The sequence below is a fragment of the Streptomyces sp. NPDC043812 genome (assembly GCF_056436245.1).
In genome coordinates, this window is the sequence record NZ_JBWKCY010000012.1 from 129,560 (window position 1) to 142,944 (window position 13,385).

7 protein-coding genes are annotated in these 13,385 nt (G+C 70.6%); 6 read left to right on the top strand and 1 reads right to left on the bottom strand.

Going from position 1 to position 13,385, the window contains the following annotated elements:
- Nucleotides 1-4: 4 nt before the first annotated feature.
- From AC067Z_RS19365 to glgB, 5 genes are all read left to right on the top strand, one after another.
- The gene (locus AC067Z_RS19365) at nt 5-952 is read left to right on the top strand and encodes an SDR family oxidoreductase (protein WP_478790756.1); all 948 of its coding nucleotides are present in this window, start codon (nt 5-7) and stop codon (nt 950-952) included.
- 394 nt (nt 953-1,346) lie between these two features.
- Nucleotides 1,347-3,335, top strand: a complete 1,989-nt coding sequence (locus AC067Z_RS19370) for an alpha-1,4-glucan--maltose-1-phosphate maltosyltransferase (protein WP_478790859.1) — start codon at nt 1,347-1,349, stop codon at nt 3,333-3,335.
- Nucleotides 3,332-5,062 carry a maltose alpha-D-glucosyltransferase gene (gene treS / locus AC067Z_RS19375; protein ID WP_478790757.1) on the top strand — a complete coding sequence of 577 codons (1,731 nt, stop codon included), beginning with the start codon at nt 3,332-3,334 and terminating at the stop codon, nt 5,060-5,062. Before AC067Z_RS19370 ends, treS begins: the two co-directional genes overlap by 4 nt.
- 179 nt (nt 5,063-5,241) lie before the next feature.
- Nucleotides 5,242-6,603, top strand: a complete 1,362-nt coding sequence (locus tag AC067Z_RS19380) for a maltokinase N-terminal cap-like domain-containing protein (RefSeq protein ID WP_478790758.1) — start codon at nt 5,242-5,244, stop codon at nt 6,601-6,603.
- A gap of 246 nt (nt 6,604-6,849) precedes the next feature.
- Nucleotides 6,850-9,855, top strand: coding sequence for a 1,4-alpha-glucan branching enzyme (gene glgB, locus AC067Z_RS19385; protein WP_478790759.1), 3,006 nt, complete (start codon nt 6,850-6,852; stop codon nt 9,853-9,855).
- Nucleotides 9,856-9,900: 45 nt separating this feature from the next.
- Here the strand turns inward: glgB and AC067Z_RS19390 are convergent, their stop codons facing one another.
- Nucleotides 9,901-12,129 carry a HelD family protein gene (locus tag AC067Z_RS19390; RefSeq protein WP_478790760.1) on the bottom strand — a complete coding sequence of 743 codons (2,229 nt, stop codon included), beginning with the start codon at nt 12,127-12,129 and terminating at the stop codon, nt 9,901-9,903.
- 167 nt (nt 12,130-12,296) lie between these two features.
- Between AC067Z_RS19390 and AC067Z_RS19395 the strand changes: the two genes are divergently transcribed.
- Nucleotides 12,297-13,382 (top strand): DUF6817 domain-containing protein, encoded by a 1,086-nt coding sequence (locus tag AC067Z_RS19395; RefSeq protein WP_478790761.1) that lies wholly within the window; start codon nt 12,297-12,299, stop codon nt 13,380-13,382.
- Nucleotides 13,383-13,385 lie beyond the last annotated feature (3 nt).

A 13,385-nucleotide genomic window follows, 5' to 3' on the forward strand; every position in this document is an offset into this window, starting at 1 on the left:
AGACATGTCCGATCACATTCCGATGCGCGTGGCCGTCGTTGGGGCGACCGGTTTCCAGGGCGGCGCGACGGCCCGTCTGCTGGCCGGGCGGGGCCACCGGGTGCGCACCCTCAGCCGCAAGCCCGAGGCCGACCGCCCGAAGCTGCCCGGTGTCTCCGTCGCGAGCGGAGACCTCGGGCGACAGGAGGACGTGCGACAGCTCTTCGAGGGCGCGACGCATGCCGCCGTGACGATGCCGCTGGTGTACGAGGCGGAGAAGGTCATGCGCTACGCCCAGCACATCGCGAAGGCGGCGCGGGACAGCAGGGTCCACAGGATCGTCTACAACGCCAACACCCGTGTCCCGGAGCGGACCACGAATCTCGCCGCGTTCGAGACCCGCCGGCTGGTGGAGACCGTGCTGCGCGAGAGCCTTGCCGAGAGCGGTGTGGAGCTGGTGGTGGTGCGCCCGCCGGTGTACCTGGACAACCTCTTCAGCCCGTGGAACGGCCCGGCGCTGGTGAACGAGGGCGTACTGGCCTATCCGCTGCCCGCCGACGCTCCCACTGCCTGGATCTCGCACCGCGATCTGGCGCGGGCCGTGGCCGCGGCGCTCACCACGGAGGACATCGGGGGGCGCACGTTCGACATCGGGGGCGCGCGGAGCCTGACGGGCTCCGAACTGGCGGCGGCGTTCGGCCGCGGACTCGGGCGCAGCGTGCGTTACACGGCGCTGGAGCCGCATGCCTTCGAGCAGAGCCTCGCGCAGATCCTGGGCCCGGAGACGGCGGCGGGGGTGGCGGGCATCTACCACTTCATGGCGAGCGGGTTCGGGCCGGAGCTGATGGCGGACGACGGCGGTGAGGCCGCGCGCACCCTCTCGCTGGCGCCGTCGCCGGTGGAGGAGTGGGTCACCCGCCGGCCGTGGCAGATGTGGTCGAGCCGCACCGCGGAGTCTGCCGAGCCCGCCTGAGAAGCCTCGGGCAGGCCGGCGGAGTCCACCGGGCAGGCCTGAGAGCCCGTCAGAGGTTTCCGTATACAGAACGCGGCAGAGAGGACCGGTTCCGTCCACGTGACGGGGCCGGTCCTTTTTCGTGTGTCTTGTGCAGCCCCCTACGTCCTAGTAGTTAACACATAGCCGGATTGCCCACCGGAGCGGCGTGGGAAGGCTCATCCGGTACGCAAGCGAGCACACCCTCTCCCCGCATCCTTTCCGTCCACCCGAGTGAACGCGGACAGGAGCCGACATGCCCGCACCCGGCCAGGCACCGACTGAGCAGTTACAAAGAAGACACACACTGCGCAATCCCCACCTACGTGATCAACCCGACCTGCCCGAACAGCCCTCAGGTGATGTAGTGAACTCGCTGATTGGTCGCATTCCCGTCCTGGACGTCCGCCCGCTCGTCGACTGCGGCAAAAGGCCAGCGAAGGCTGTGGCGGGTGAGACCTTCCAGGTCACCGCCACGGTCTTCCGCGAAGGCCATGACGCGGTCGCGGCCAATGTCGTACTGCACGATCCGTCGGGCCGCCCGTCTCCCTTCACCCCGATGGCGGAACTCGCCCCGGGCTCCGACCGTTGGGGTGCTTTCGTCACCCCGGACGCCGAGGGCGACTGGACCTACACGGTCGAGGCGTGGAGCGATCCGGTCGCCACCTGGCGGCACCACGCGCAGATCAAGATCCCCGCGGGCATCGACACCGAACTGGTGCTGGCGGAGGGCGCTGAGCTGTACGAACGTGCAGCCGCCGGGGTCCCGAAGAAGGACGGCCGAGAGGCCGTGCTCGCGGTCGCCGACGCGCTGCGCGACACGGCGCGCCCGGCATCCGGGCGGCTTTCCGCGGCCCTCGCGGCCGATGCCGCCGCGGCCCTCGCCCGGCATCCGCTGCGCGAGCTGGTCAGCGCCTCGCCGCCGCTGCCGCTGCGGGTCGAGCGCCGAAGGGCGCTGTACGGCTCCTGGTACGAGATGTTCCCGCGCTCCGAGGGCGCCGTGGTGACGGAGGGCGAGCCTCCGGTCTCCGGCACCTTCCGCACCGCGGCGGAGCGACTTCCGGCCATTGCGGCGATGGGTTTCGACGTGGTGTACCTGCCGCCCGTCCACCCCATCGGCACCACCCATCGCAAGGGCCCCGACAATTCCCTGACCCCCGGCCCGTACGACGTCGGCGTGCCCTGGGCGATCGGTTCCGCCGAGGGCGGCCACGACGCCCTCCATCCCGACCTCGGCACGTTCACGGACTTCGACCATTTCGTGACCGCCGCCCGCTCGCTGCGTATGGAGATCGCGCTGGACTTCGCGCTCCAGTGCTCGCCCGACCACCCCTGGGTGAAGGAGCACCCGGAATGGTTCCACCACCGTGCGGACGGCTCGATCGCCTATGCGGAGAACCCGCCGAAGAAGTACCAGGACATCTATCCGATCGCCTTCGACACGGACATGCCTGGCCTGGTCGGCGAGACGGTGCGGGTGCTGCGTTTCTGGATGGACAGGGGGGTGCGCATCTTCCGTGTCGACAATCCGCACACCAAGCCCGTGCTCTTCTGGGAGAAGGTGATCGCCGAGATCAACGGGACGGACCCGGATGTCCTCTTCCTGGCCGAGGCGTTCACGAGGCCGGCCATGATGCACACCCTCGCGGCGGTCGGCTTCCAGCAGTCGTACACCTACTTCACCTGGCGCAACACCAAGCACGAGCTGACCGAGTACGTCACCGAACTCTCCGGCGACGCCGCCTCGTACATGCGGCCGAACTTCTTCGTGAACACCCCCGACATCCTGCACGCCTACCTCCAGGAGGGCGGCCGGCCTGCGTTCGAGGTGCGGGCGGTGCTGGCCGCGACGATGTCCCCGTCATGGGGCGTGTACGCCGGTTTCGAGCTGTGCGAGAACGTGCCGCTGCGCGTCGGCAGCGAGGAGTACCGCAGCTCGGAGAAGTACCAACTCCGGCCCCGCGACTGGGAATCCGCAGAACGCGAAGGCCGCACGATCGCCCCGCTGATCACCAGGCTGAACCGGATCAGGCGCCGCCACCCCGCGCTCCAGCAGTTGCGCGACGTCCACTTCCACCACGCCGACAACGACGCGGTCATCGCCTACTCCAAGCGCTCGGGGCAGGACGTCGTCCTCGTCGTCGCCAACCTCGACCCCCACCACACCCAGGAGGCCACGGTCTCGTTGGACATGCCGCGACTCGGGTTCGAAGAACACGAGACCGTACCGGTGCGCGACGAGCTCACCGGCGAGACCTATCACTGGGGCAGGGCCAACTATGTGCGCCTCGAGCCGGGCACCACGCCCGCGCACATCGTCGTCCTGCGACCGTCCCCGCAGACCGGAGGGTCACCCACATCATGATCGTCAATGAGCCCGTCCCCGACAAGTTCGAGGACACCCCCGCGCGCGACCGCGACCCCGACTGGTTCAAGCGGGCCGTCTTCTACGAGGTCCTGGTCCGTTCCTTCCAGGACAGCAACGGCGACGGCGTCGGTGACCTCAAGGGCATCACCGCCAAGCTGGACTATCTGCAGTGGCTGGGCGTGGACTGCCTGTGGCTGCCGCCGTTCTTCAAGTCCCCTCTACGGGACGGTGGTTACGACGTCGCCGACTACACCTCGGTGCTGCCCGAGTTCGGCGATCTGGCCGACTTCGTGGAGTTCGTCGACGCCGCGCACCAGCGCGGCATGCGCGTCATCATCGACTTCGTCGTGAACCACACGAGCGACCAGCACCCGTGGTTCCAGGAGTCGCGCACCAACCCCGACGGCCCCTACGGCGACTACTACGTCTGGGCCGACGACGACAAGCAGTACCAGGACGCGCGCATCATCTTCGTCGACACCGAGTCGTCGAACTGGACGTTCGACCCGGTACGAAAGCAGTACTACTGGCACCGCTTCTTCTCGCACCAGCCCGACCTCAACTACGAGAACCCGGCCGTGCAGGAGGAGATCGTCTCCGCGCTGCGCTTCTGGCTGGACCTCGGCATCGACGGATTCCGGCTCGACGCCGTGCCCTACCTGTACCAGGAGGAGGGCACCAACTGCGAGAATCTCCCGCGCACCCACGGCTTTCTCAAGCGGGTGCGCAAGGAGATCGACGCGCACTACCCGGACACCGTGCTGCTCGCCGAGGCCAACCAGTGGCCGGAAGACGTCGTCGACTACTTCGGCGACTACAGCGCGGGGGGCGACGAATGCCACATGGCGTTCCACTTCCCGGTGATGCCACGGATCTTCATGGCGGTGCGGCGCGAGTCCCGCTACCCGGTCTCGGAAATCCTGGCCAAGACACCGTCGATCCCGCAGAACTGCCAGTGGGGCATCTTCCTGCGCAACCATGACGAGCTCACCCTCGAGATGGTCACGGACGAAGAGCGCGACTACATGTACGCGGAGTACGCCAAGGACCCACGGATGCGGGCCAACATCGGCATCCGCCGGCGGCTCGCCCCTCTGCTGGACAACGACCGCAACCAGATCGAGCTGTTCACCGCGCTGCTGCTCTCCCTGCCCGGCTCGCCGATCCTCTACTACGGCGACGAGATCGGCATGGGCGACAACATCTGGCTCGGTGACCGGGACGCGGTGCGCACCCCGATGCAGTGGACGCCGGACCGCAACGCCGGCTTCTCCTCGTGCGACCCGGGCCGACTGTATCTGCCCACCATCATGGACCCGGTCTACGGCTACCAGGTCACCAACGTCGAGGCGTCCATGTCGTCGCCGTCGTCACTGCTGCACTGGACCCGGCGGATGATCGAGATCCGCAAGCAGAATCCCGCCTTCGGGCTCGGCTCCTACACGGAGCTGCCGTCGTCCAACCCGGCCGTGCTGGCGTTTCTGCGCGAGTACAAGGACGATCTGGTGCTCTGCGTGCACAACTTCTCGCGGTTCGCACAGCCCACCGAGCTCGATCTGCGGACCTTCAGCGGCCGCCACCCCGTGGAACTGATCGGCGGTGTGCGGTTCCCGGCCATCGGCCAGTGGCCGTACCTCCTGACGCTCGCGGGCCACGGCTTCTACTGGTTCCGGCTGCGGAAGGACACCGCACCGGTGACGACCACGGGCGCCACGACGGCCTGACGGTCTCCGAGGGGGATGCGGCAGGGGTCCGAAAGGCGACCCCTGCACCGGCGGGGCGGTTTCTGCCGCCCCGCATCGGGCACTCTCCCCCTCACCCCCGCGCGCCGCCGGACAGCCACAGCTGTAATCCGGGACACTTTGCGCATTCGTGGTGTACCCGGGGAAAGGACGCGATGCCCATGTCGGAGGCTGCATCCACCCGGACTTCGCTCGCCCTGCTTCCCTCGCTCGCCCCCCTGCTGCACCAATGGCTGCCCCGGCAGCGCTGGTTCGCGGGCAAGGGAACCCCGGTCACCGGCTTCTCGCCGGTGTCGGCGACGGAACTGCTTCCCGTGCGAGGACCGGGGCCGGGGCTGCTGCATCTGCTCGTACGGGTCGAACAGCAAGGCTCCGCCGACTGCTATCAACTGCTCCTCGGCGTAAGGGAAACCCTGCCGGCCCCGCTCGCCCCCGCGCTCATCGGACACCTCACCGACGGCCCGCTGGCGGGACGCACCGTCTACGAGGGCACCCACGACCCTCGCCTCGCGGCGCTGCTGCTGGAGCGGCTGCGCACACCCGGGACGCTGGGGCCGCTGCGCTTCCAGCGGTACGACGCGGCGCCCGCCATCTCCGGGCGGCCCGCGGCACGGGTGCTGGACGCCGAGCAGTCCAACTCCTCGCTCGTCTACGGCGATGCGTACATCCTCAAGCTCTTCCGTCGCCTCCACCCGGGCCACAACCCCGACCTGGAACTGCCGCTGGCGCTCGCCCGCGCCGGGTGCGACCGCGTCCCCGTCCCCGTCGCCTGGTACGAATCGGCCACGCCGGAACCTTTCACCCTCGGCGTGCTGCAGCCCTTCCTGCCCGGCTCGCGCGACGGCTGGGTGCTCGCGTTGGAGGCACTGGCCGGCGGACGCTCGTTCCGTGCCGAGGCCGGCGAACTCGGCCGGGTGACCGCGGAGGTGCACACCGCGCTTGCCGACGCCCTGCCGACGGTGAAGCTGAGCGGTGCGCAGACCGAGCGGCTGGCCGCCGCGATGACCCAGCGGCTGGAGGCCGCCGCACGGGCCGTACCCGCTCTGGTGCCGTACGCCCCACGGCTGCGGACGGCCTTCGAGGCGGTCGCGGTACTCGGCCGGCGCGGACGGATCTGGGCCGCGCAGCGGGTGCACGGCGACCTGCATCTCGGCCAGATACTGCGCGGCCCCGTGAACACACCGTGGTCCGTCATCGACTTCGAGGGCGAACCGGCCAGGCCGCTCACCGAACGCTGCAGACCGCAGCCCGCGGTGCGGGACGTGGCGGGAATGCTCCGCTCGTTCGACTACGCGGCACGTACGCACCGTCCGTGGAACCCCGCCTGGGCCGAGACCTGCCGAGACGCCTACTGCACGGGCTACGCGGAGGCCGGCGGCACCGACCCGCGCGAGGAGCCCGAACTGCTCCGTGCGTACGAGACCGACAAGGCCGTCTACGAGGTGGTCTACGAGGCCAGGCACCGGCCGGACTGGCTGCCGGTGCCCATGGCCGCGATCGACCGCCTCGCGACGCTCGACTAGGGGGTGTCCTGTGGATCAGGCCGGATCAGTGCGTGGGGTCCGGCGCGTGCGATCGCAAGGCGGAGCCATGCCGACCGACGACAACGCTGCGTGGGGCCGGCTCCCGAGCCCGAAGGGCTACGGGGGTGGGGGTCCCGCCCACGCGGAAGGCTGTGGCGGCGCGTGCCAGGGCACGCGAGCCCGGCCTGATCCACAGGACACCCCTACCCACCGCCGCCCCTCACACGTGCCCAGGAGGCCGACCTCGTGACCGCCCGCCGCTCCTCCCGCAACTCCGACCCCACTCCCCCGACCTCCACGGACGCGGCGCCCGCGCCCACCGGGCGAACCTCGGTACCCGACCCGGCCGACGCGGCCGACCCGGCCGCAGCGCCGACGGCCGAAACGGTGTCCGGCACCGGTTCCCCGGCGAAGAAGGCGTCCGCGTCCAAGGCCGGGCGCGGCAGAGCACGCGAGGCCGCCGCCGGTGGCGGCACGGGCGGAAAGACGAAGACCGGTGCGGGCAAGGGCCGTCCCGCATCCGGGCGAGGGTCCGCCGGCGGCGAGGCGGACGCGGCACCGGCGGCCCGGCGCGTGCCGGCCGTCTCCGAGGAGCCCGACGCCACCGCCCCGGCCACCCCGGCCGACGAGCCGACGGTGGCCGACACCACTCCCGTGGCCGACGGACCGGCAGCGGCACGCGTCACCGCGGCCCGCAAGGCCGACGCCTCGGAGTCCACCGCCGGGCACCCCATCCTCACCGCGGCCGAATCCGTGACGGGACCGGGGCGGCGCCGCGCCACCACAGGCTGGACGGCCACGCCCGGGGGTGAGCCGGGCACAGGCACCGGGACAGGCGGATCCGGGCGCTCCGGCGCGGCTCGGACCCCGGGCGGTGCGGGTCCCGAGGGATCCGCTGCGCGCCCCGGGCGGGGCAGGGGCCGTGGGCCCGAGGCGGCACCGGGCACGGGAGACGGTCCAGGAGGCCGGGGCACCGCGGGCAAGGCGCCCGCCGGAGCGGCCGGGGCGCGGTCCGGCGGCCGTGCCGCAGCTCCCCGGCCGCGCAGCGGTGGCGTGCGCGTGGCCAAACCGCTCGGGGACGACGACCGCGGCCGACTGCTGTCCGGCAATCACCACGACCCGCACGCGCTCCTCGGCGCCCACTCCGTCCGCGGCGGCATCCAGCTGCGTGTCCTGCGCCCGCACGCCCTGTCCGTGACCGTCGTCGCCAAGGGCCTGCGCGCCGAGCTGGACGACGACGGCGACGGGCTCTTCTCCGGTGTGCTGCCCCAGAGCACCGTCCCCGACTACCGGCTCCTGGTCTCCTACGAGGGCCATGACGAGCCGTTCGAGGCCGACGACCCGTACCGCTTCCTGCCCGCGGTGGGCGACCTCGATCTGCATCTCATCGGCGAGGGACGGCACGAGGAGCTGTGGAAGGCGCTCGGCGCGCAGCCGATGACCCACCAGGGGGTCACCGGCACGCGGTTCACGGTCTGGGCTCCCAACGCCCGCGGCGTGCGGGTCGTGGGCGACTTCAACTTCTGGGACGGCACCGGTCATCCGATGCGTTCGCTGGGCGGGACCGGCGTGTGGGAGCTGTTCCTGCCCGGTGTCGCCGAGGGGGCGCTGTACAAGTTCGAGATCACACGCCCCGACGGCTCGCACACCCAGCGGGCGGACCCGATGGCCCGCCGGACCGAGGTGCCCCCGGCGAACGCCTCGATCGTCACCGAGTCGCACCATGTGTGGCAGGACGAGGAGTGGATGGCGCACCGGGGCGACCGGCCGGTCCACGAGGCGCCGTTCTCCGTCTACGAGGTGCATCTCGCCTCCTGGCGGCCGGGGCTGACGTACCGACAGCTAGCTGTACAACTGCCCCAGTACGTCCGGGATCTGGGCTTCACCCACGTGGAGTTCATGCCGGTCGCCGAGCACCCCTTCGGCGGCTCCTGGGGTTACCAGGTCACCGGCTTCTACGCACCGACCTCCCGTATGGGCACCCCCGACGACTTCCGGTATCTCGTGGACAGCCTGCACCGGGCCGGCATCGGTGTGCTGGTCGACTGGGTGCCCGCGCACTTCCCGCGGGACGACTGGGCGCTGGCGGAGTTCGACGGCCGGCCACTGTACGAACACAGCGATCCGGCGCGGGCGGCGCACCCGGACTGGGGCACGCTCGAGTTCGACTACGGACGCACGGAGGTGCGCAACTTCCTGGTCGCCAACGCCGTGTACTGGTGCCAGGAGTTCCACATCGACGGGCTGCGCGTGGACGCCGTCGCCTCGATGCTCTATCTCGACTACTCGCGCGAGCACGGCGAATGGTCACCGAACGAGCACGGCGGCCGGGAGAACCTGGACACGGTCGCCTTCCTGCAGGAGATGAACGCGACGGTCTACCGCCGCTGCCCCGGCGTGGTCACGATCGCCGAGGAGTCCACGGCCTGGGACGGTGTCACGCGGGCGACCCACCATGTGGGCCACGGCGGATTCGGCGGTCTCGGTTTCGGTCTGAAGTGGAACATGGGCTGGATGCACGACTCGCTCGGCTATGTGGAGCACGAGCCGGTGCACCGCAGGTTCCACCACAACGAGATGACGTTCTCGATGGTGTACGCATACAGCGAGAACTACGTGCTGCCGATCTCGCACGACGAAGTGGTGCACGGCAAGCGGTCGCTGGTGAGCAAGATGCCGGGCGACTGGTGGCAGCAGCGTGCCAACCACCGCGCGTACCTGGGCTTCATGTGGGCGCACCCCGGCAAGCAACTGCTCTTCATGGGGCAGGAGTTCGCGCAGGGCGCGGAGTGGTCCGAAGGCCATGGGCCCGACTGGTGGCTGCTGGATCCCTCGTACGAGGCGGAGCCCGACCACCGCGGTGTGCGGGACCTGGTCCGCGAGCTGAACGCGGTGTACGGCGACACTCCGGCGCTGTGGCAGCGCGACACCGTCCCCGAGGGCTTCTCCTGGGTGGACGGCGGCGCGGCCGAGGACAACGTCTTCGCGTTCCTGCGCTTCGACGCGGACGGCGCGCCGCTCCTCGCGGTGAGCAACTTCTCGCCGGTGGTGCGGCACGACTTCCGGCTCGGGGTGCCGGGATCGGTGCCCGTCTGGGCGGAGGTGCTGAACACGGACGAGCAGCGCTTCGGCGGCTCGGGGGTGGGCAACGCGGATCCGCTGAAGCCGGAGCCGGTGGAGTCCCACGGCCACCGGACGTCCGTGGCGCTGACGTTGCCGCCGCTGGCGACGATCTGGCTGCGCCCGGCCTGACCCGAGGGCCGGCGGGGCCACGGCAACCGTGGCCCCGCCACCCGGTCACCGCTTGGTGCGCACCACACCCAGCCGCTGTGTGGCGCGGGTGTAGGCCACATAGAGGTCGTTGACCCCGTGCGCCGAGCCGGAGCGGATCCGCTCCGGCTCGACCACGATCACGGTGTCGAACTCCAGCCCCTTCGCCGCCATGGGATCGAGGAGCACCACAGGCCGGGTGAGGTCGGGCTTGCCGCCCGCCGTCACGTCCGGCAGGCCGGCGGCGAGTTCGGTGTGCAGCGCCGCGGGTGCGATCACCGCGAGCCGTCCCTCGTGCGGTGCCTCGGCGACGCGTTCGGCCACGGTGCGTGCGAGTTCCTCGGGGGCGACAGCCGTCTCCCACGGTTCGACGCCGGTCGACCGCACGGAGCGCGGCGGCTCGAACGCCGGGTCCTGACTGCGTCGGACCTCGGCCGCGAGCTCCATGATCTCGGCGGGCGTGCGGTAGTTGACGCCGAGCCGAGTGTGTTCGTAGCGGTCGCCGACGTACGGCTGAAGGATCTCCTGCCACGATCCGCAGCCCGCGGCGTCGCCGGTCTGGGCCGGGTCGCCGACCAGCGTCATGGAACGGGTCGGGCAGCGGCGCATCAGCATCCGCCAGGCCATCGCGGACAGCTCCTGCGCCTCGTCCACGATGATGTGCCCGAACGCCCAGGTCCGGTCCTCCGCGGCGCGTTCGGCGGCACTGCGGTGGTCGGTCTCGTCATGGCGGTCGGCCATGCGCTCGGCGTCGATGATGTCGTGCGCGGCGAGCACCTCGGAATCCTCGTCGTCCTTGTCCTCGAACTCGTAGGTGCGGGAGGCGTACGAGACGTCGAGCACACCCTGCGCGTAGGCGATCCGCCGGGAGCGCTCGGCCTCGGCGGCGGCGAGGGCGGCGGAGTCGTCCTCGCCGAGGAGCTCGGCGACCTCGTCGAGCAGCGCCACGTCGGCGGCGGTCCACGGCCCGTCGGCCCGCCGGATCAACCCGGCCTCCTCCTCGGGCAGATGGGTGGGGCCGGCGAGGTAGTCCGCGAGGAGCTGCTGCGGGGTGAGCGGAGGCCACAGCGTCGCGATGGCCTCGTGCACATCGGCGCTCGCGGCGATGGCCTTGCCGAGCTGGGCGATGTCGTCGGGGCCGAGGAAGTTGGGTCCGCCGTACGGATCGGCACCGATGCGGTCCGCGAGCTGAGTGGTCAGGTCGTCGATGATCCGGAACACGAAGTGCGGCCGCGCGAGGTTGTGGGGCAGTCCGGTCTCGCGCGCCTTGTGCCGCGCCTCGATCGCCATGCCCCAGTCGATGACGAGGTCGCCGTCGTCGTGCGGCACGACGAGCGGTTCGTCCTTGTCGGGCACCTGCTGCCGGTCGTACACGGCCTCGGCCAGTGCGTCGGCCATCCGTGCCCGGCCCTTGACGGCCGCGGCGTCCGGGCTGTCGGTGCCTGTGGCGTGCACACCGGGGAACAGTTCGCCGACCGTGGCGAGCAGCACGCCCGTCTCGCCGAGCGAGGGCAGGACCTCGCCGATGTAGCCGAGGAAGGCCGGGTTGGGCCCGACGACGAGCACGGCACGCTTGGCGAGCTGCTCCCGGTACGCGTACAGCAGATACGCCGCCCGGTGCAGGGCGACGGCGGTCTTCCCGGTGCCCGGCCCGCCCTCGACGACGAGCACTCCGCGCTGGGGGGCGCGGATGATGCGGTCCTGCTCGGCCTGGATGGTCGACACGATGTCGCCCATCCGCCCGGTGCGGGCGCTGTTCAGCGCGGCGAGCAGGACCTCGTCGGCGTCGTGCGACTCGTACCCGGTGCGGGTGGTGTCGGCGAGATCCATGATCTCGTCGTGGAGCGCGGTGACGATGCGCCCCTCTGTGGTGATGTGGCGCCGCCGGCGCAGCCCCATCGGTTCGTATCCGGTCGCGAGATAGAACGGCCGCGCGACCGGAGCGCGCCAGTCGATCAGCATCGGTGTGCGTTCGGCGTCGTCCCTGCGGATTCCGGTCCGTCCGATGTGGTGCGTCACTCCGTCACGGCTGTCGATTCGCCCGAAACACAGCCCGGAGTCTGCGGCATTCAGTGCGGCAAGGGTCGCGGAGTGCTCGATGACTCCGATATCCCGCTCGACGCGCGCCTGCAGACCGGTCCCGACCTGGGCGACCGCACCGCGCATGGCGGATTCCGCCTCCGCCCTGAGCTGGTCGAGCCGCTCATGGAGTAGGGAGACGAATTGCTGTTCCCGCCGCAATTCCTCGGTTGACAATTCAGCTCCTGACGCGGTAGAGTGCGTTTATTGAACTTATCCGCGCGTCTTCTCACGCACGGTTTCCGGTGAAGTCGGAAACACTTAATATACGCAGAGAAATACCCCGGCCGTCAATTCGGTGCGGGGTATTTCTCTGTGCCGGGGACACGTCACGAGGGGCTCGCGTGGAGGGGACGTCCGATACGGCGGCGGCACGGGCGACGGCGCTGCTGATGGCTCACGGCGCTCAGCACATGCCACACCCCGGCGGCACGCTGCTCGCGCATCTGGAGCGCGTACGGCAACGGCTCGCCGACTGGGGTGCCGGGGTCGATCTGCAGCTCGCCGGCCTGTGCCACGCCTTCTACGGGACGGACGGCTTCGCCGAGTCGCTGCTCCCGCTGCAGCGGCGAGGCGAACTGGCCGCGGCGATCGGTGCCGAGGCCGAGGAGCTCGTGCACTTCTACGCGAGCTGCGACCGCAAGGCCTCGTACGGGAGCCTGGCACGGGAGGACGCACGCTTTCGGGACCGGTTCACGGGCCGCGTGTTCACACCGGAGCCCGGACGGCTGCGGGACTTCGCGGAGCTCACGGCCGCGAACGAACTCGATGTGGCCCTGGTGAACGAGAAGGTCAGGGCCGAGCACGGCGGCGCGCTGCTGCGGCTGTTCACGGCATGGCGCCGGCTGCTGACGGAGGCGGCGTACAGGGACGTCCGCGAGGCGCTGGCCCTGCGCGGTGAGGAGCGGCAGGCGTTCCTGCGCGGACTCGAACGGGGCGATGTGGTGACGGGTGTCGTCTCCGTCATCGCGAGCTTCGGCGTCACCTTCGTGGAACTGGGCGGCGTGGAAGCCATGATGAACATTCCCGAGGTGTCCTGGAGGCACATCGACGCTCCTTCCGAGGTGATCCACGAGGGTCAGGAGCTCGCCTTCACCGTCCTGGGCGTCGATCTGGAGGACCGCAGCGGCCGTGACCGGATCTCGCTGTCGCTCAAGGATCTCCACCCCGACCCGATGCGGGAGCTCGCCCGCACACGGATGGGCGACGTCGTGCGGGACTGCCCGGTGACCAAGGAAGCGCCGTTCGGGGTGTTCGTCCGGGTGGCGGACGGTGTCGAGGGCCTCCTCCACAACGACGATCTGAACGGCCGTGAGCTGCGCGTCGGCGACCCGGTCGATGTCCGGGTCGCTTCCGTCAACGTCGCCCGGCACCAGGTCCGCCTCACCCTCGCGCCGGCGGCCGGGCCCGTTGTCAGTGGCAGCCCGTAGCGT

Bases quoted from the DNA above. Each gene is read 5' to 3' on its own strand.
- AC067Z_RS19365 (WP_478790756.1), top strand. From the start codon at position 5: ATGTCCGATCACATTCCGATGCGCGTGGCCGTCGTTGGGGCGACCGGT.
- AC067Z_RS19380 (WP_478790758.1), top strand. From the start codon at position 5,242: ATGTCGGAGGCTGCATCCACCCGGACTTCGCTCGCCCTGCTTCCCTCG.
- treS (WP_478790757.1), top strand. From the start codon at position 3,332: ATGATCGTCAATGAGCCCGTCCCCGACAAGTTCGAGGACACCCCCGCG.